Below are 18795 nucleotides of genomic sequence, written 5' to 3' on the forward strand. Positions count from 1 at the left end.
GTTACGTCAATGCTTTCTCTATGCGCCGGAGCGCTTCTTCGAGCCGCGCGTCATCCGCGGCGAAACTGATGCGGAAACCGTTCTGGCCGCCGAACGCCGAGGCCGGGACCAACGCCACGCCGTGCTCCAGCAGGTGCAGCGCCAGCTTGACGTCGTCGCCGTCGAAACGGTCCATCAGCGGAGCGGCGTCGATCATGCAGTAGAACGCGCCATCGGGCGAGGGCGTGGACAGGCCGGGAATCGCGTTGATCGCGGAAACCACCATGTCGCGCCGCTGGCGAAACCGCTCGCGCCATGCGGCCAGGAAGTCCTGCGGCCCGGCAAAGGCGGCGACGGCGGCGGCCTGGCTGATCGAGCAGGGATTGCCCGAGGAGTGCGACTGGAGCTTTTCCATCGCCTTGATCAGCCATTGCGGCCCGGCGGCGACGCCGATGCGGAAGCCGGTCATTGCGTGGCTCTTGGACACGCCGGAGACGGTCAGGATGCGGTCGGCCAGATCCGGGCAGAGGTTTGCCAGCGTCACATGCGGCCGGCCGGTATAGTTGATGGGCGCGTAGATATCGTCGGACAGCACCATCACGCGCGGGTGGCGGCGCAGCACTTCGCCGATGCCGCGCAGCATGTCCTCGGGATAATAGGCGCCGGTCGGGTTGCCGGGGCTGTTGAGCAGCACCCAGAGCGTGCGCGGGCCGATCTGCGCTTCGAGGTCGGCGGGGGTGAAGCGGAAGTTGTCCTTGGGCGAGGTGCGCAGCGGCACGACCTTGCCGCCCGCGAAACGCACGATCTCGGGATAGCTGACCCACCAGGGCGAGGGCACGATCACCTCGTCGCCTTCGCTGACCGTCGCCAGCATCGCGTGGAAGATCGCCTGCTTGCCGCCGGCGCTGACAGTGACCTGCGACGGCGGAACCTCGATGCCGAGGTCACGCTTGAAGTGCAGCGCGGCAGCCTGCTTCAGCTGCGAGGTGCCACCGACCGCGGTGTACTTGGTCTGCCCGCCGTCAAGCGCCACCTTGGCAGCCTCGATCACGTGGGGCGGGGTATCGAAATCGGGTTCGCCGACCGAAAGCGAGATCACGTCGATGCCGGCTTCGCGCAGTTCGATCGCGCGGTCGGTCATCGCGGTTGTCCCCGAGGGAGCGATGCGGGCGAGGGCGGTGGAGGTATGCATCAGGTGAGCAGCCGGGCCGGCATCAGGCCGCGCAGGGCATTGCCGATCAGGAACCCGTCCGCGAGATCGTCCAGCGTCAGTTCGGCCTCGGTCGCGCGGCCCTGCTCGATCAGCGAGCGGCGCAGTACGCCGGGCAGCAGGCCGAGCGCGGCGGGCGGCGTCAGCAGCATGCCGTCGCGCTCGACAAAGAGGCTGGTGAAGCTGCCTTCGGTGACGAGGCCGTCGTCGCGCAGGAACAGCACTTCCTGAGCCCCCGCCTTTTTCCCGATGGCCAGGCCGGAATTGTAGAATCCCCGATCGCTGGTCTTGTGGCGCAGCCGCCAGTCGCCGCTATCGACCGGAAGCGGCAGCACGCCGACGGTTACCGGCCCTTCGAAGGTTTCCGGCAATTCGGCCAGTTCCAGCGCATAGGCGCCGCTGCGGGCGGTGACCAGGCGCAGCTTGGCAGGCGCATCGGCATCGAAGCAGAGCGCCTGGATCGCATTGCGCACGGCATGGCGGTCAAAACCGAAGCCCAGTGCCTCGGCGCTGGTACGGACCCGCTCCAGATGGAGTTCCAGCAGCGGGATGCCCTCTTCGGGCGTGAAACGCATCGTCTCGACAAGATCGAAACTGGCGGGCGAACGCGCCCCTGCCGAATCTCGCACGAAACCCCCTTTGACCAGGCATTCCCGCCATTCGGGAAGCGCTTGTGAATCGGCGACCACCGCCGAACCGACGCCGAGCGTGGCCCGGCCCGAAGTGCCCTTGGCATCCGGTGACAGACGCAAGCTGCGGATTGCCACATTGAACGCGGCATCGCCAGAGGGTTCGATGAAACCGATCGAGCCGCAATAGGGCCCGCGCGCGTGGCGTTCGACCTCGGCGATCAGTTCCATCGCCCGGATCTTGGGCGCGCCGGTGATCGATCCGCAGGGGAAAAGGGCCCGCAGCAGATCGACGGCGCCCTTGTCGGGTGAGAGGCGGGCGTGGACGGTGGAGACCATCTGGTGGACGGTCGGGTAGCTCTCGATCGCGAAAGGTTGCTCCACGCGGACACTGCCCGCTTCCGCCACGCGCGACAGGTCGTTGCGCATGAGGTCGAGGATCATCAGGTTTTCTGCGCGATCCTTGGTGCTGGCGGCGAGATCCTCGCGCAGCAATGCGTCCTCAGCGGCATCCTGCCCGCGCGGGCGCGTGCCTTTCATCGGGCGGACTGTCACGGTGCGATCGTCGAGCGCAAAGAACAGTTCGGGCGAGAAGCTGAGCAGCCACCCGGCTCCGTCGCAGATCAGTGCGCCATATCCGGCCGCGGCAGCGGGACGGATCGCGGCGTAGAGCGCCAGCGGATCACCGTGCCACGACCCCTCCAGCGGCAGGGTCAGGTTGGCCTGGTAGATGTCGCCAGCCTCGATGGCGCCGTGAACCGCGTTGAAGGCGTGGGTGTAGCGTCCGGTGGAGACCAGCGGATCGAGCGGGCCGATGCCGACCGGGCCGGGGGCGGCGTTTTCGGCCAGCCAGCGCGCAATGTCTTTGGCGGGAACGGTTTCGAAGCCTTCGAAGGCGCCGAACCAGACCAGCGGGCCTTCAGGCTTGCGCAGGCCGGCAAGGCGCGGCTCCAGCGCCTGCCCTGCCTCGTAGGCAAGGTAGCCGGCCAGATGCAGGCCGGCGGCCGAGAGTTCCTCGATCCGGGCAAGCGCGGGGAGCACGTCCTGTTCGCTGCGCGCGAGGACGATCTCCACCGGATCGCGGTAGATGCGCGCGTCGGCCGCGCCTTCCTGGCGGGCGTCGTCGAAAAGGATGAAGGGCTGGGGCATGGCTCGGACTGCGCCTTTAGCGCCCCGGCACCGGCGAGACCAGTGCGCTTTCTCGCGAGCGACGCCTTCCCTCCCGGCGATCAAGTGGCGGCTCACCCAAAATCCCTCTCGCCCTTGTCCAAGGCGCGTTCTATCACTCTCGATCGGTGCAAGGAGGCATGAATGGAAGAGATTTTCCTGGGGCTCGGTGCCAATGGTGAACGGCAGGTCCTGCGCCTTGGGCGTGCCAATCGCCATGGGTTGATCGCCGGGGCCACGGGCACCGGCAAGACGGTGACGCTCCAGACCATTGCCGAACAGTTTTCCGCCGCCGGCGTGCCGGTGTTCCTGGCCGACGTGAAGGGCGATCTTTCCGGCATCTCGATGTCCGGCAGCCCGCAGTTCAAGAATGCTGCCGTGCTGGAAGCGCGGGCCAGCGAAATCGGCCTGACGGACTATGGATATTCCGACAATCCGGCGATTTTCTGGGACATTTACGGCGAGCAGGGGCATCCCGTCCGCACCACGATCTCCGAAATGGGGCCGTTGCTGCTGGCGCGGCTGATGGATCTCAACGACACCCAGGAAGGCGTGCTCAACGTCGTCTTCCGTTATGCCGACGAGCAGGGCTTGCTCTTGCTCGACTTGCCCGATCTGCAGGCGATGCTGGCCCATGCCGCCGAGAATGCTTCGGCGCTTTCCGCCAGATATGGCAATATCACCAAGGCCAGCGTCGGCACGATCCAGCGCCAGCTTCTGGCGCTCGACAGCCAGGGCGCGGCGCAGTTCTTTGGCGAACCGGCGCTGGAAATCGCCGATTTCATCCGCTGCGACGACAAGGGGCGCGGCTACATCAACATCCTGGCTGCCGACAAGCTGATGCGCAGCCCCAAGCTCTACGCCACCTTCCTGCTCTGGTTGCTGTCCGAGCTTTTCGAGGTGCTGCCCGAGGTCGGCGATCCCGAAAAACCCAAATTGGTGTTCTTCTTCGACGAGGCGCACCTGCTGTTCGACGATGCGCCCAAGGCGCTGCAGGACAAAGTCGAGCAGGTGGTTCGCCTGGTCCGCTCGAAGGGCGTGGGCGTCTACTTCATCTCGCAGAACCCCATCGATATTCCCGAGGAAATCGCCGGCCAGCTGGGCAACCGCGTGCAGCATGCCTTGCGTGCCTTTACCCCGCGCGACCAGAAGGCGATCAAGGCGGCGGCAGATACGTTCCGCATCAATCCGGCGCTCAACGTCGTCGAAGCGATCACCGAGCTCAAGGTCGGCGAAGCGCTGGTTTCCACGCTCGACGATCAGGGCGCGCCCACGGTGGTCCAGCGCACCCTGATCGCGCCGCCGCGCTCGCGGCTGGGGCCGGTGGAGCCCAGGGAGCGGGCGATCATCCAGTCGATCAGCCCCTGTCAGGGCAAGTACGATACGCCCGTCAACCGTGAGAGCGCCGAGGAAGTGCTGGCCGCTAAGGCCGCCGATGCCGCGGCAACGGCGCAGGAAGTGGCGGAAAAAGGGGCTGCCGAGGTCGGCAAGCAGGAGCGCAGGAGCCCCAGCCTGTGGGACGGGCTTGGCGGCAAGGTGGCCAAGGCGGCGGCGGGCGCGGCGGCGGCGAGCGCGGGATCGATCCTCGCGCAGTCGATGCAGGGCAAGAAGAGCCGCGCAAATCCGCAGGCTTCGGCGGCGAGCGCGGCGGCGGGAACGGTGGGCGACGCGCTTGGCAAGGCGATCGGATTTCCCGGCCTCGGGCGCTTCGCGCGTAACCTGATCGGCGGGCTTATGCGTTGATTTGATGCCGTTTTTCCGCTTCCTGACGCTGCTTTCGGCACTGCTTCTGGCGCCGGGGCGGGGCTGGGCGCAGGAGGCGGTGCCGATCGTTTCGCAGGCCGCGCCGGACCTGCCGTTCGGGCGGCTCGGCGACAGTGTGCAGCCGACCGCCTACCGCCTCGATCTGACGCTGGATCCGGGCAAACCGCGTTTTTCAGGCCGGGTAGAGATCGACCTGAAGGTGACCAGAAACGCACCTAGCCTGTACCTGCACGGCCGCGACCTCGATGTCACCGCGGTCACCGCGCGGATCGGCGGCGAAACGCTGGCCGGCCACTGGCGCCAGCTCGATGCCACCGGTCTGGCCGAGGTCTCTTTTGACCGTGACCTCGCCGCCGGCCCCCTGACGCTCACTCTCGATTACAGCGCGGCTTTTGCCGATGGGCCTTCCGGCCTGTTCCGCGTCAACGTCGAGGGCGACTGGTACGTCTGGAGCCAGTTCCAGTCGATCGACGCCCGCGCCGCCTTCCCGGGGTTCGACCAGCCCGGCTTCAAGACACCCTTCACGCTGACCCTGCGCACGCCGCCCGGTCTCACCGCGATCAGCAATGCGCCCGAGATGGGCGCGCCCACGACCGAGAACGGCCTTGCCGTGCACCGCTTCGCGCCCAGCCTGCCGTTGCCGACCTATCTGCTGGCGGTGATGGTAGGGCCGTTCGCCGTGCTGGAGGGCTCCGTCCCGGCCAGCGCCGAGCGGGCGGCACCGCTGCCGCTGCGGATCGTCTCCACCCGCCAGAACGCCGGCAAGCTGGCCTTTGCGCTCGATGGCAGCGCGCGCATCGTGCGCCAGCTGGAGGACTTTTTCGGCGCGCCGTTCCCCTTTCCCAAGCTCGACCAGATCACCAGCCCGGTGCTGCCCGGCGCCATGGAGAACCCCGGCGCCGACCTCTACCGCGACGACATCCTGGTGATGGACGGCGCCGCCCCGGTTGCGCAGCAACGCCAGTTCGGCACCATCGTCGGCCATGAACTGGGGCACCAGTGGTTCGGCGATCTCGTCACCCCGGCGTGGTGGGACGATATCTGGCTGAACGAGAGCTTCGCCAACTGGATCGGCTACCGCATGGGCGATGCGTGGCGACCGGAGCTGGGCATTGCCGGTGACGCCCTGCAGACCGGGTTCGCGGCGATGGAGACCGATGCGCTGGTGGCGGGGCGCCCGGTGCGGCAGGCGATCGAAACCAGCGACCAGATCGATTCCGCCTTCGATGCCATCACCTACGGCAAGGGCGGGCAGGTTGTCGCCATGATTGCCGCCTGGCTGGGCGAGGATCGCTTTCGCGAGGGGGGGCGCCGCTACATCGCCGCGCACCGGGGCGGCAATGCCGCCAGCGACGACTTTTTTGCCGCCCTGGCCGAAGTCACGGGCGATCCCCGGCTGGTGCCCGCCTTGCGCAGTTTCGTGGAGCAGCAGGGCGTGCCCTTGCTGGCGCTGCGCCAGCAGGGCGACCATGTGGCGGTGACCCAGCTGCGCTACACCACCGCGGGCATCGCCCCGCCGCCGGGCAAGTGGATCATCCCCTTGTGCTTTCGCCGGGGGGCGCAGAGTACCTGCACGATCATGGACCGGGAGAACCAGTCCTTCACCGTGCCCGGCAACGGCGCGGTATTCCCCAATGCCGCAGGGGCGGGATACTACCGCTTCGAACTGACCGCCGGACACTGGCAATCGCTGATCGCCGGCGCCGCCGGCCTGCCCGCGGGCGAGGCGCTGGCACTGGTCGATTCGCTCGATGCCTCGATCCGCGGCGGGCGCGGTAACATTGCCGAGATGGCACTGCTGGCCCGCGCGCTGATCCGCCATCCCGATCCCCATGCCGCCGATGCGCCGTTCAAGGCGCTGTCGCGCTATGTCATGCAGGGCCTTGTCACCGGGCGCGGGCGGCTCGGGTTCAATCTGCTGCGCGAGCGGCTCTATATGCCGCTGCTCAAGGAATACGGCTTCGATCCGCGTGCGGGCATTTATGCCCACGAAGCGCCCGCGCGCATCCAGCGCCGGGTGCAGGTGGTGGAGGCGCTGCTGGCGACCAGCCGGGGCGGCAAGCTGCGCGACCAGATGGCAGAGGCGATGGAGGCTTACCTCAGGGGGGACGGGGCCGCGCTGGACCCGGCATGGATGGACCATGCGCTGGACGTCTACCTGTTCAAGCGGGCGGCCGACAAGGAGGGCGGCGAGGAGGGCGGCGGGGCCGCGCGCGATCTGGTCGAGCGGGCGCTGTCTTCGGACGACCCGGTGTTCCGCCCGGCGGCATTGGCGGCCTCGGCGCGCACCGGTGACGGGAAGCTGGCGTCATGGCTGCTCGACCTCAAGGACCCGCGCCTGCGCGAGGGCGAGCGGCTGAGTTTCCTCGACGGCATCATGGCCCGCAGCGCCACGCGCGACATCGGTTATCAGTGGGCGCTTGCCCATCTCGACGATCTGGTGAGCGCCAGCGGCGGCCCGTTCTTCGCGACCCGGCTGCCGCAGCTGCTGGGCCGCTACTGCTCGGTGGACAAGGCCGAACGGATCACCCGCGACTTCGGGCCGAGCCTTGCGGGAACTTCGGGCGCTCTGGAACTCGCGCGCGCCAGCGAGCGGGTGCGCAATTGCGGGTTGCTGGACGATCTGGTCGGTACGCAGATCGATGCGGATTTCACGGCGATGAAGTAGGGGGCGCTCAATTCGATCCGACGGGGATCCAGTGGCGCTTGAGATACTCGTCGAACATCGGGACCGTGAAGGCGATATCCCCATGCGCCGGGCTGTAGATCATGCCTTTCGCGATGATCTGCGCGCGCCGGGGGCCAAGGGTCGTCAGCTTTTCACCCAGCACTTCAGCCACGTCCGAGGATCGGTATGGCCCCGGCCCCAATCGGGCCATGGCAATCACGTATTCCTTTTCCTTTGGCGTCAGACGGTCGATCCTGACTTTGAAGAAGCCTTCGTCCAACCGACGCAGCGCCTCCTTTTCCGCCGCTTCTACGCAAGTAATCGCGATCGGTGATGCCGGCGAGGCATTCCAGACCTGATAGCCCCACTCCTGAAGGAAATAGGGATATCCACGTGTCAATGCGACGATGGTATCCAGCACGTCGGGTTCGATCGTTTCCCCTTCCTCCTCGATTGGCTGACGTATCGCATTCGCCGCTGCGGCGTTGGGCAGGGCGTCGATCTTGGGGAAGACGAATAACCGCTCCGCATAGGACTTTGCATCGCCCGACAATGCTGCGATGGCAGGCAGACCGGCACCGAACAGCAGGACCGGCAAGCCTTTCTGATTGATCCGGTGAATGGCGACGATGAGGGCACCCAGTTCGTCCGGCGAAAGGTACTGCACTTCGTCGATCAGCAACGCCCATCCGCGACTGGCCGCTTTTGCTGCCTCGCCGACTTTCAGGAAGAGTTCGGTGATGTCGTATTCGAGATTGCCACTGTCGGCAACGCCGGGTTCCGGATCGACCGCAACTTCAAAATCCCCGACGCTGATCTTGAAAGCGCTAGCAAAGCTGCGCAGCGCCCTTAGCGCGTTATGCGTGGATGTTCTGGCGGCTTCGACGAGGGACAGTTTTCGCAGAACCTGATGGATCTTGGGGTAAAGCAGATCGACGAGTTTGCGGTCTTCCGGGGCTTCGATGAACGAGGTCAGGTATCCGCGTTCTTCAGCGATCTGTTCGATCTTGTTGAGAAGAACGGTCTTTCCCACTCCGCGTAAGCCGAGCAGCATTTGCGATTGGGCGGGGCGGCCCAGCAGGACGCGCTGCAAGGCGGTGTCCGCCGTGGTGATGATTTCCTCACGGCCGGCCAGCTCCGGCGGCTGAGAGCCTGCTCCGGGCGCAAACGGATTTCGAACCGGGTCCATGTTTATCTCTTTAGGGCATAGTATAGCGTGGTGATGATATACTCATGCATAATTCCCTAAAGGTCAATCAGGACTCACCCCACCGGCAGTTCGACCCTGGCCCTGAGGCCTTCGACCGTGCCGTCCGCCGCCAGCCGGTTCGCCAGCACCAGCGCGCCGCCGTGCTGTTCGGCGATCGCGCGGGCGAGCGCGAGGCCGAGGCCCGCCCCGCCGGTGGCGCTGTTGCGCGAGGGGTCGCCGCGGGTGAAGGGGTTCATCATCGCGTGGATCTGGTCCTCGGGGATGCCCGGGCCGTCGTCGTCGATCACGATCACGGCGCTGCGGCCCCCCGGCGTGGTTTCGCGCGAGAGCGAGACGCGGGCGCGCTGGCCGTAGCGCAGGGCGTTGCCGATCAGGTTGCGCAGCGCGCGGCGGATCCAGGTCGGGCGCAGTTCCAGCGCGATGCGTTCGGTCTCGCCCACTTCGACCGGCTCGCCCATGTCCTCGTATTCCTCGATCACCGAGAACATCAGCGCCGAGAGCTCGGTGCGTTCCAGCGGGTCGCTCGGGCGGCCGACGCGGGCCAGCGAGAGGATGTCGTCGAGGGTGCGCACGATGTCCTCGATGGTGCTGGCCATGCGGCCGCGCTCGACATCGTCGGAGACCGATTCGATGCGCACGCGCAAAGCCGCCAGCGGGGTCTTGAGGTCGTGCCCGATGGCGCCGAGCATCACGTCCTTCTCGTCGAGCAGGGCGGCGATGCGCGATTCCATCGCGTTGTGGGCCACGATCAGCCGCTGCATGTCCTCGGGGCCGGAAGGGGCGAGCTGGCCGTCGAGGGCCTGCGTGGCGGCAAAGCGTTCGAGCCGGCGGGTAAGCGCGGCGAGCGGGCGGGTGATGCGGCGCAGGATCAGCGCCACCGCCACCATCAGCACCACGTAGATGCTGATCGTCTGGATCAGGATCGGCCCCAGCAGCACGTTTTCCGGGCGCGGGCCGCGCACCCGGGCGATGATCCAGCTGCCCTCGTCGCTGGTGCGCACGCCGACCACCATGAGGTTGGAGCGCAAGAGGCCGGAGACCTCGTCGGGCGGCAGGCCGAAGCTGGCGGCGCGGCGCAGCAGGCCGCGCCGGGCGTAGCGGTCCTGCCCGGCGGCGCGGTGGACGACCACCACCTCGCGGACGGTGAAGTCCTGGTCGGCGAGGATCCTGGTCAGTTCGGTCTCGGCGTCGCGGTCGCGCGCCTCGCCGGGCAGGACCGGGGAGCGGGTGCTGTATTCGAGGTGGTAGCCCTTGGGCGGCGGCCCGGAGAGCGGTCCGCCCGGGGTGTCTCCGGGGCGGGCGTTCTGGCGGCGCACCAGCCCGCGGGGGCCGCGCGTCTCCATGATCAGGCGGAACACCGCGGCATTGTTCATGCCCGCCTCGTAGCCTTCGCGCTGGGCGCGGTAGACGAGGAAGGTGCCGAGCCCTTGCACCAGCAGCAGCGCCGCGGCGACGGCGAGCAGCATCTGGCCCATCAGGCTGTGCGGGCGCAGGATCTTCAGGCGGGACGGGAGCACGGGGGATGGGGGCATGGGGGCCGGGCTCATTCCGCCGGGGCGGGCATGCGGCGCACGTCGGCGGCGAGCATGTAGCCGCCGCCCCAGACCGTCTGGATCAACTGCGGGTTGCGCGAATCGACCTCGATCTTGCGGCGCAGGCGGCTGACCTGGTTGTCCACCGCACGGTCGAACAGGTGCGCCTCGCGGCCCTGCACCATGTCGAGCAGGCGGTCGCGGTTGAGCACCTGGCGGGGGTGTTCGAGGAAGGCCATGAGCAGGCGGAACTCGACCGAGGAGATCGCCACCGAGGCGCCTTCGGCATCGGTGAGGCGGCGCTTGAGCGGATCGAGCTGCCAGGTCTCGAAGGCAAAGATCTCGTTCTCGGTCGCGGGCGCGGCGATGCGGGCGGCGCGGCGCAGCACCGAGCGGATGCGGGCGACCAGTTCGCGCGGTTCGAAGGGCTTCACCACATAGTCGTCGGCGCCGATCTCGAGGCCGACGATACGATCGGTCGCCTCGCCGCGGGCGGTGAGGAAGATCACCGGCACGTCCTGCGCCTCGACGAGGTGGCGGCACAGCGAGAGGCCGTCCTCGCCGGGCATCATGATGTCGAGCAGGACCAGGTCGGGCTTCTCGTCGCGCAGCAGATTGCGGGCCTCGGCGGCGCTCTGGGCCTGTCTTACGGCAAACCCCTGGCGCGAGAGGTACTCGGCCAGGGGTTCGCGAAGCGCGGCCTCGTCGTCGACGAGGAGCAGGCGGGCAGTGGTGGTGTCGGTCGTCATTTCTATCCGTTCGGGCGGCGCTTAGCTGGCCGGCTTCGGGGCGGGCGGCGGGCCTTCGGGCGGGCCGCGGCGCTGCCCGCGCATCTGGCGATGGGCGGCCTGGCGCTCTTCCTTCGTGACCTTGCCGTCCTTGTTGGTGTCCATGGCATCGAAGCGCTTGAGGGCGGCGGCGATGAATTCGGCCTTGGTGACGGCGGCGTCCCTGTCGCCATCGCCCATGCGGGCCATCGGAGCCCCCATCGAACCGGGGCCGCCGAAATGCCCACCCATGCGGGGACCATGACGGCGGGGGCCGTGACCGCGCGGGCCATGCTTGCCGGGCGCGGCCTGTGCATCCGGACCACCTTCCGGCGGGGCCATGTCAGGACCGCCTTCCGGCGGCGGGGGCGGCATGTCGGGCCGTCCTTCGGGACCACGACCTTCCGGGCCGCGATCGGCGAGGAATTCTGCCTTCGAGATCACGCCGTCGCCATTGGCGTCGAGGCGCTTGAACATCTCTTCGCGCATCTGGGCGCGGCGGGCCTCGCGGTCGGTCTTGTCGAGCTTGCCGTCCTTGTTGACGTCGAGCCGGGCGAAGCGCGCCTCGGCGGCGGCCTGCGCTTCGGCGCGGGTGACGGTGCCGTCGCCGTTGGCGTCCATGTGGAAGCCGTCTTCGGGCGGCGGAGGCGGCGTGTCGGGGGTCTTTGCAACGGCGATGCCACCGATGGCGAGCGCCGCGGCGGAGAGGCCGATGGCAAACTTGGTCAGGTGGCGCGTCATGTCTGCTCTCTTACTCCTGCAAGCGATTCCGGCGAAAGCCGCGAGGCGGGGAAGGGAGGGGGAAGAACTGCCCCGCAGCTTTCTGAGCCTCGTTCTATCCCGTGCTTGTCGCGCAGATGTGCCGCTTTGCGGATAGTTTGTCGTCAATTGTCACAAGTCTGGCTGGCTGCTCGGCAAGATGCAAGCTTATCGGGGGCGATGCTTGGTGCCTTCGCCTGCGGTAACGAACAGGGCGCTGGCCGGGCCGGAAACATCGGCGGTGTGCCATGCACCTGCCGGATTGATCGCATATCGGCCTGCGGCGAGCGTGACGGTTCGCTGCGTCCCGTCGCGCAGTTCCTGATGCAGCGTGATCTCGCCCGCGAGGCACACCACCAGTTCGTCGCCTGCGGGGTGCATTTCCCACGATGTCCAGCTTTCGGCAAAATCGTGCATCGAGACGAGCCGCCCTTCGGCGCCGTCCGCGGCGGTGCGGGCCGAGTAGGCGGCATACCACTCCATACCGGTAAAGGCAGGCTGCTGCTCCGCCCGGGCGCCGAGGCCGAGGTGGACGGGATGGGTCCTGAGGTCTGGAGGCTGATCGGTCATCGGCGCGTCCTTCCGGCAAAGCGCTTGCCGGAAGGACGCTACCGCTGTGGGCTCTCGCCTACAAGGTCAGAGGGGCCAAGCTCAGAGAGGCGCGCACTGGACCTTGAGCCAGGCCAGCGTCGCCGCATCCTCGGGCGCGGACAGCTGCGGGCCGATCACTTGCAGCACGCGGGCGTGGTAGGCGTTCCACCAGGCCGTCTCGTCCGCGCTGAGCAGCGCGGTATCGACGAGGCGGCGCTCGATCGGCGCAAGCGTCAGCGTCTCGAAGCCGAGGTACTCGCCGTCCGAACCCTCGAATTCGCGCTTCTCGACCAGTACCAGGTTCTCGATGCGGATGCCGTATTCGCCGGCCTTGTAGTAGCCCGGCTCGTCGCTGAGGATCATGCCGGGGAGCAGTTCCTGCATCGTGCCGGCCTGGCCGCCCGCCGCCTTGGCGATGCGCTGCGGGCCTTCGTGGACCGAGAGGAAGCTGCCGACGCCGTGGCCGGTGCCGTGGGCATAGTCGAGCCCGACCGACCACAGGAACTGGCGCGCCAGGGTATCGAGCTGGCTGCCGTTGGTGCCCTTGGGGAACACCGCGCGGTCGATGGCGATGGTGCCCTTGAGCACGCGGGTGAAGCGGTCCTTCACTTCGTGGAGCGAGGTCTTGCCCGGCGTTTCCCCAAGGTGCTCCATCGTGCCGATCCAGACGGTGCGGGTGATGTCGGTGGTGCCGCAGGGGTACTGGCCGCCCGAATCGACGAGGTAGACGCTTTCCGGCTCCAGCCTGAGGCTCGATTCCTCGGACACGCGGTAGTGCGGGCTGGCTGCATTAGGGCCCGCGCCCGAAATCGTATCGAACGAGAGGTCGCGCAAGTCGCCGCAGCGCTGGCGGAATTCCAGCAGCTTGGCCGCCGCGCTCATCTCGGTCACTTCGCCCTTGGGGCCTTCGACCGCGAGCCAGTGGAGGAAACGCGTCACCGCCACGCCGTCGATTGCCTGGGCATCGCGCTGGCCCTGCTGCTCGACCGGGTTCTTCACCGCCTTGGGCAGGATGGTGGGATCGCGCTGCTCGACCACGGTGGCGCCCGCTGCCTTCAGCGTTTCGAAGATCGCGGCCACGGCATTGTCGGGATCGACCGAGACGCGCTTGCCGCCAAGCGTCTTGAGGCCCGCCACGAAGTCCGCGCGCGGGCGCACGGTGACGGCATTGCCGAGGTGGTGGCGCAGTTCGGGCGTCACTTTCTCTTCGGCGATGTAGAGGTCGGCGGTGCCGTCGGCATGGGCGACGACGTAAGACAGCGCAACCGGCGTGCGCTCCACATCGGTGCCGCGCAGATTGAGCAGCCAGGCGATCGAATCGAGCGCCGAGATTACCGTGGCGTCGAGGCCCTGCGCGGTCAGCCATTCGGACACGGCGGCGCGCTTGGCCTTGCTCGATTCGCCGGCGAAGGCGTCGTCATGCACTTCGGCGGGCGCGGGCGAGGGCTGGGGCTGGTCCTGCCAGATCGCGTCGATGGGATTGCCTTCGACCGGGACAAGCGCGGCCCCGCGCGCGGCCAGCGCGGCGCTGGCGGCGTCCACCCACTTGGAACCGTGGAGCCAGGCGTCGTAGCCGATCCTGGCACCCTTGGGCGCATTCTCGCCCAGCCAGCGGGCCGGGCTGGTCTGCGGCACGCTTTCATAGGCGTAGAACTGGCCGTTCACCTGCTCGCGCACTTGCAGGGTGTAGCGCCCGTCCACGAACATCGCGGCGGCCGAGGGCAGCGAGGCATCGGTCAGCACCACGGCCGTACCGGCCGAACCGCCGAAGCCGGTGAGCCAGGCGAGGCGCTGGGCATAGGCGCCGACATATTCGCTCATGTGCTCGTCGGAAATCGGGATCACGAAGCCGTCGAGGCCGCGCGACTTCAGTTCCTGACGCAGGGCATCGAGCCGCGCCTCGTGGGTATTCATCAACATGTTCGGGGTATCCGGCTTGCGGGGGTCATGCAGGCAACATAGATCGTGCGCATGGCAGATTCCACCCAGACCCTCTCGGGTCCTCCACAGGCGGCGAAGAAGCCGCACAGCTTCACCCGCCACGGCGTGACCGTCGAGGACGATTACGCATGGCTGCGCGATGCCGGTTATCCCGAAGTCACCGACAAGGACGTGCTGGCGCATCTCGAAGCCGAGAACCGGTGGTTCGAACACCGCATGGCCGGCCAGCAGGGCAAGATCGACGCGCTTTTCCAGGAAATGCGCGCGCGCATCAAGGAAGCCGACAAGTCGGTGCCGCAGAAGGACGGCGACTACCTCTACTGGATCGAGTTCGAGGAAGGCGCCGAGTACAAGAAGTGGTGGCGCAGGCCCGTCGCTGGCGGCCCGGATGAGCTGATCCTCGACGAAGTGGCGCTGGCCGCGGGCAAGGACTACTTCAACCTCGGCGCGATCTCCACCAGCGCGGACGGCAGGCTGCTGGCCTATTCGGTGGACGACAACGGCTCCGAACGCTTCACCGCGCGGATCAAGGACCTGACCACCGGGCAGCTGCTGGCGGACGAGATTCCCGGAACCCTTTCGGCATTGGTCTGGGCCGCGAACGACAAGGCGCTCGTCTACTCGCTCGCCAACGAGCAGTGGCGGACCGACAATGCCCGCCTGCACTGGCTGGGCCAGCCGCTCGACAGCGACGTTGAACTCTACCACGAGGACGACGAGGGTTTCCGCGTCGGTTCCTCGCTCTCGTCGAACGAGCAGTGGCTTCTGATCGGCACCAGCGATCACGAGACCAGCGAATGCCGCATGGTCCGCGCCGACGATCCGCTGGGCGAGCAGATCCTGGTCAAGCCGCGCGAGAAGGGCGTCGAGTACGATGTCGATGAGCGCGAGGGCGTGCTCTACATCCACACCAACGACACGCACGAGAACTTCCGCCTCGCGACGGCCCCGCTCGCCGATCCCGGCACGTGGACAACGCTGATCGCGGGCAGCGACGAATTCTACCTGACCGGCGCCGAGCTGTTCCGCGACTTCTACGTCACCGAGGGCCGCAAGACGGTTGGTGCCGGGGCCGGGCTCGACCGCATCGAGGTGCGCTACTACGACGATCCCGCCCGCGTCGAGCCGATCGTGTTCCCCGAGGCGAGCTATTCGGCGGGCCTTGCCAACAATCCCGAATGGCACGTGACAAGCCTGCGGCTGACCTACGAATCGATGGTCAGCCCCTCTAGCGTCTACGACTACGATGTCGCCGCGCGCACGCTCGAGGTGCTCAAGGTCCAGGAAATCCCCTCGGGCTATGACGCCTCGCTCTATGCCACCGAGCGACTGGAGATCCCGGCGCGCGACGGCACCATGGTGCCGGTCTCGGTGGTCTATCGCCGTGACCGCGCCACGACGAATGGAGGCGGGGCGGGGCCGCTGCATCTCTACGGCTACGGCGCTTACGGCATCTCGATCGATCCGGGCTTCTCGACCACGCGGCTCAGCCTCGTCGACCGCGGCTTCGCTTATGCCATCGCCCATATCCGCGGCGGCGACGACCTTGGCCGGGCCTGGTACAAGGCGGGCAAGCTGGAGCAGCGCACCAATACCTTCAACGACTTCGTCGATTGCGCGCGCGGCCTCGTCGCGCGCGGCTTTACCGAGGCGGGCAGGATCTCGATCTCGGGCGGCTCGGCGGGCGGCGAACTGATGGGCGCGGTGATCAACTCGGACCCCGCGCTGTTCGGCGCGGTGGTGGCGCATGTGCCCTTCGTGGACGTGCTCAACACCATGCTCGACGATTCCCTGCCGCTGACGCCGGGCGAATGGCCGGAATGGGGCAATCCGATCGAGGACAAGGCCGCCTTCGAGCAGATCCTCGGCTATTCGCCCTACGACCAGGTCAAGGCGCAGGCCTATCCGCCGCTGATGGTGACCGCCGGTCTCAACGATCCGCGCGTGACTTATTGGGAGCCCGCCAAGTGGGTGGCGAAGCTGCGCGAGGTGAAGACGGACGGCAACGAGCTGATCCTCAAGACCAACATGGGCGCGGGCCACGGCGGCAAGTCGGGCCGGTTCGAGAGTCTCAAGGAAACGGCAGAGGAATTCGCCTTCATCCTCTGGCAATTGCAGGTTTGAAAATTCGCTGAACGCGAATTTTGCGGCACCTGCCCACGCCCCCACCCGACCACCCATCAGGATACACTCGTGGGTGGTCGGCCCCCTCAGCGAAAAGGTCCCCCGGACCTTTTCGTGCTCTTCGGGACGGGCGTGGGCCGGTGCCGCACGAAAATGCCCGGATGGGCATTTTCGATCAGGAGAAAGACATGAGCGACCGCTTTGCCATGACCTTCACGGCGACGGCCCATGACATCGACGTCATGGGCCACGTCAACAATGCCGTGTGGGTGCAGTGGATGGAGGCCATTGCCGTCTCGCACTGGGAGGCCGACGCCACGCCCGAGCAGGTCGAGAAATACGTCTGGGTCGTGACCCGCCACGAGATCGACTATCGCGGCAACATTACCGAGGGCGAGAGCGTGGCGGCGCAGACCTTCATTCCCGAAGGCCCCACAGGCGCGCTTTGACCGGCGCGTGGAGTTCCGCAATGAGGCGGGCAAGGTCATCGTCGCGGCCAAGACCACGTGGGCGATGATCGACAAGGAAACCGGCCGCATCATGCGCGTGCCGCCGGACGTCGCCGAACGGTTCAGTGCAGGCTGACGACGGTCTGTTCGAGAAGCGAGGGCGACTGCGCGATCGCCGCGAAACTCTTGCTCACGGTGCGGTTTCGCCCCGCCGCCTTGGCTTCGTAGAGCAGGCGGTCGCACTGGCGGTAGAGGTCGTTGAAGCGCATCGCCGGAGCGCTGGTGACCAGGCCCATACTGGCGGTCACCGGCCGGTCGAGTAGCGGCACTTCGGCGGCGATGCGCGCCGGGATCGCCTGGCGGCGGCGTTCGGCACGCTCGGCGGCGCCGGTGCCGCGCAGCAACATCAGGAATTCCTCGCCGCCGATGCGCACCACCACGGTGTCCTCGTCCGGCATCAGCGCCACCGCGACGGCGCGCAGCACCGCATCGCCGGTCGCATGGCCGCGGGTGTCGTTGATCGACTTGAAATGGTCGAGATCGATCAGCGCCATCGTGTCGAAGCCTTCGAGCACCAGGCGGCTGTAGCGCTCCTCGAAGCCGCGGCGGTTGTAGAGCCCGGTCAGCGGATCGCGTTCGGCCAGGCTTTCCAGCATGCGCGCCTGCGTCAGCGGGCGGTCGCGCTGGTCCTTGAGCGCCATGAAGCGGTCCGCCGCGCCCAGCGTGGTCACCAGCACCTCGAAGGCGATGGAGACGTGCTGCAGCGTCATCAGCCCCAGCGGCGCATCGGTGGCCCCCAGCATCGAGACGATGCGGAACAGGCCCATGCCGATCAGCGGGGCCCAGCCGACGATCTGGAACCACACGGTGCGGCTGCCGCGCCGGACCGCGGTGGCCATCGTCCAGCCCAGCAGCAGGATGAACGGCAGGAACGAGGCGTAATAGAGCATCGCCGCGCTGGCGAGCAGCGGGCCGGAGGCGAGGTTGTAGTAGAGCGCCCAGAACAGCACCCAGGGGATAGCCGCCAGCAGCAGCCGCTTGTGCTGCCGGTCGAGCATGCCGGGTTCGAGCAGGTCGTCGAAGAAGCGCGAGGCGCCGATGATGATCAGGCTCCAGCTGAGCGAGGAGAGCGCGCAGATCTGCGTCAGCGAGAGCGAGACGAAGCGGTTGATGAGGCCGCTGCCCACCGCCGTCTGCATCAGCATCGCAAAGACGCCCAGCGCATGCCAGAGCGCGAAAGGCTGGCGCAGCACGCGGAAGATCGCGAAATTGAGCACCAGCGGCATGATCATCAGCCCGCAGAGCGCGGCGAGGATCAGCGCGTCGTTGCCGACCGCGCGCTCGTCGGCCGGCGCGGCGATCACAGCATCGGACAGCAGCCCCTTGTGGCGCGGGTTCACCACCTTGAGCACGTAGGCGCCGGGGGCTTCTCCCGATGCCAGGCGCGGCAGCGGCATCTCCATCGTCCAGGAGGTGGAGGCGAGGTGCAGATCCGGCTCGGTGATCGGCCGGGTCGCGCTTTGGCCATCCGCGCCGAGGGCGGTGACCGACAGCGCGGTGAAGCCGGTCAGGCGGGTATTGAGCGTTTCGCCGGGCACTTGCCGGTGTCCGGCCATGTCGATCCGCACGAAGCTCGCCATGCCGCCGGCGATCGGCCAGGTCCTGCCGCTGCAATCCCAGCGCGCCGGATCGCGGGCGAGGGCGGCCGCCGATTCGCCGCTATCGGCAAGCGCGGTGCAGACCGAGCCCGGGGCAAAGGCGGGTTGCGGATGGGCGGCAGCGGGCAGCGCCAGCAAGGCCAGGGCCGCTGCCCACACGCCGAACAGATAGGAAAGGGCCCCCGGGAACATGGCTGCTCAATCGCCGATCTCGATCAAGATATGGTTAACATACTGACAGATTGCCGCTCCGCAATCTTGCCGGAAACCGACGAAATCGCCGCCCTTTCGGGCGGACTGGCGCGAGCCGCTATCGATTCATCCGATCATCCCCACCCGATCGCGCA

12 protein-coding genes and 1 pseudogene are annotated in these 18795 nt (G+C 67.5%); 4 read left to right on the plus strand and 9 right to left on the minus strand.

The window, feature by feature from the left end:
- Position 1: 1 nt before the first annotated feature.
- Positions 2 to 1171, minus strand: a complete 1170-nt coding sequence (locus CA833_RS07790; protein WP_207079714.1) for a pyridoxal phosphate-dependent aminotransferase — start codon at positions 1169 to 1171, stop codon at positions 2 to 4.
- Positions 1171 to 2967, minus strand: a complete 1797-nt coding sequence (gene pabB / locus CA833_RS07795; RefSeq protein WP_207079715.1) for an aminodeoxychorismate synthase component I — start codon at positions 2965 to 2967, stop codon at positions 1171 to 1173. The genes CA833_RS07790 and pabB overlap by 1 nt, the downstream gene beginning before the upstream one ends.
- 162 nt (positions 2968 to 3129) lie before the next feature.
- Between pabB and CA833_RS07800 the strand changes: the two genes are divergently transcribed.
- Together CA833_RS07800 and CA833_RS07805 are read left to right on the plus strand one after the other, a co-directional pair.
- Entirely contained in the window at positions 3130 to 4728 is a 1599-nt protein-coding gene (locus CA833_RS07800) for a helicase HerA-like domain-containing protein (RefSeq protein ID WP_207079716.1), read from the plus strand.
- 4 nt (positions 4729 to 4732) lie between these two features.
- On the plus strand, positions 4733 to 7417 hold the full coding sequence (locus CA833_RS07805; RefSeq protein WP_207079717.1) for a M1 family metallopeptidase: 2685 nt from the start codon (positions 4733 to 4735) through the stop codon (positions 7415 to 7417).
- 7 nt (positions 7418 to 7424) lie between these two features.
- On the opposite strand, the gene CA833_RS07810 is transcribed toward CA833_RS07805, so the two are convergent.
- The 6 genes from CA833_RS07810 to CA833_RS07835 all read right to left on the minus strand — a co-directional run bounded on the left by CA833_RS07810 (position 7425) and on the right by CA833_RS07835 (position 14196).
- Positions 7425 to 8606, minus strand: a complete 1182-nt coding sequence (locus CA833_RS07810; RefSeq protein WP_207079718.1) for an ATP-binding protein — start codon at positions 8604 to 8606, stop codon at positions 7425 to 7427.
- Positions 8607 to 8680: 74 nt separating this feature from the next.
- The gene (locus CA833_RS07815; RefSeq protein WP_242526324.1) at positions 8681 to 10159 is read right to left on the minus strand and encodes an ATP-binding protein; all 1479 of its coding nucleotides are present in this window, start codon (positions 10157 to 10159) and stop codon (positions 8681 to 8683) included.
- An 11-nt stretch (positions 10160 to 10170) separates the two neighbouring features.
- On the minus strand, positions 10171 to 10908 hold the full coding sequence (locus CA833_RS07820; RefSeq protein ID WP_207079719.1) for a response regulator: 738 nt from the start codon (positions 10906 to 10908) through the stop codon (positions 10171 to 10173).
- A 21-nt stretch (positions 10909 to 10929) separates the two neighbouring features.
- The gene (locus CA833_RS07825; protein WP_207079720.1) at positions 10930 to 11667 is read right to left on the minus strand and encodes an EF-hand domain-containing protein; all 738 of its coding nucleotides are present in this window, start codon (positions 11665 to 11667) and stop codon (positions 10930 to 10932) included.
- Between the two features lie 186 nt (positions 11668 to 11853).
- Positions 11854 to 12255, minus strand: a complete 402-nt coding sequence (locus CA833_RS07830) for a cupin domain-containing protein (RefSeq protein WP_207079721.1) — start codon at positions 12253 to 12255, stop codon at positions 11854 to 11856.
- A gap of 81 nt (positions 12256 to 12336) precedes the next feature.
- Positions 12337 to 14196 (minus strand): aminopeptidase P family protein, encoded by a 1860-nt coding sequence (locus CA833_RS07835; RefSeq protein WP_207079722.1) that lies wholly within the window; start codon positions 14194 to 14196, stop codon positions 12337 to 12339.
- A gap of 51 nt (positions 14197 to 14247) precedes the next feature.
- Between CA833_RS07835 and CA833_RS07840 the strand changes: the two genes are divergently transcribed.
- The gene (locus CA833_RS07840; protein ID WP_207079723.1) at positions 14248 to 16341 is read left to right on the plus strand and encodes a S9 family peptidase; all 2094 of its coding nucleotides are present in this window, start codon (positions 14248 to 14250) and stop codon (positions 16339 to 16341) included.
- 188 nt (positions 16342 to 16529) lie between these two features.
- Positions 16530 to 16926: pseudogene (locus tag CA833_RS07845) on the plus strand (acyl-CoA thioesterase).
- On the opposite strand, the gene CA833_RS07850 reads toward CA833_RS07845, so the two are convergent.
- On the minus strand, positions 16913 to 18640 hold the full coding sequence (locus CA833_RS07850) for a diguanylate cyclase (RefSeq protein WP_207079724.1): 1728 nt from the start codon (positions 18638 to 18640) through the stop codon (positions 16913 to 16915). The pseudogene CA833_RS07845 and the gene CA833_RS07850 sit on opposite strands and share 14 nt — an antisense overlap.
- Between the last annotated feature and the right edge of the window lie 155 nt (positions 18641 to 18795).

Source organism: Novosphingobium sp. KA1, from assembly GCF_017309955.1.
GTDB lineage: Bacteria > Pseudomonadota > Alphaproteobacteria > Sphingomonadales > Sphingomonadaceae > Novosphingobium.

Excerpts from the sequence above, each read along its gene's own strand:
- CA833_RS07790 (WP_207079714.1), bottom strand. The coding sequence starts at position 1,171 with ATGCATACCTCCACCGCCCTCGCCCGCATCGCTCCCTCGGGGACAACC.
- pabB (WP_207079715.1), bottom strand. The coding sequence starts at position 2,967 with ATGCCCCAGCCCTTCATCCTTTTCGACGACGCCCGCCAGGAAGGCGCG.
- CA833_RS07800 (WP_207079716.1), top strand. The coding sequence starts at position 3,130 with ATGGAAGAGATTTTCCTGGGGCTCGGTGCCAATGGTGAACGGCAGGTC.
- CA833_RS07805 (WP_207079717.1), top strand. The coding sequence starts at position 4,733 with ATGCCGTTTTTCCGCTTCCTGACGCTGCTTTCGGCACTGCTTCTGGCG.
- CA833_RS07810 (WP_207079718.1), bottom strand. The coding sequence starts at position 8,606 with ATGGACCCGGTTCGAAATCCGTTTGCGCCCGGAGCAGGCTCTCAGCCG.
- CA833_RS07815 (WP_242526324.1), bottom strand. The coding sequence starts at position 10,159 with ATGCCCCCATCCCCCGTGCTCCCGTCCCGCCTGAAGATCCTGCGCCCG.
- CA833_RS07820 (WP_207079719.1), bottom strand. The coding sequence starts at position 10,908 with ATGACGACCGACACCACCACTGCCCGCCTGCTCCTCGTCGACGACGAG.
- CA833_RS07825 (WP_207079720.1), bottom strand. The coding sequence starts at position 11,667 with ATGACGCGCCACCTGACCAAGTTTGCCATCGGCCTCTCCGCCGCGGCG.
- CA833_RS07830 (WP_207079721.1), bottom strand. The coding sequence starts at position 12,255 with ATGACCGATCAGCCTCCAGACCTCAGGACCCATCCCGTCCACCTCGGC.
- CA833_RS07835 (WP_207079722.1), bottom strand. The coding sequence starts at position 14,196 with ATGTTGATGAATACCCACGAGGCGCGGCTCGATGCCCTGCGTCAGGAA.
- CA833_RS07840 (WP_207079723.1), top strand. The coding sequence starts at position 14,248 with ATGGCAGATTCCACCCAGACCCTCTCGGGTCCTCCACAGGCGGCGAAG.
- CA833_RS07850 (WP_207079724.1), bottom strand. The coding sequence starts at position 18,640 with ATGTTCCCGGGGGCCCTTTCCTATCTGTTCGGCGTGTGGGCAGCGGCC.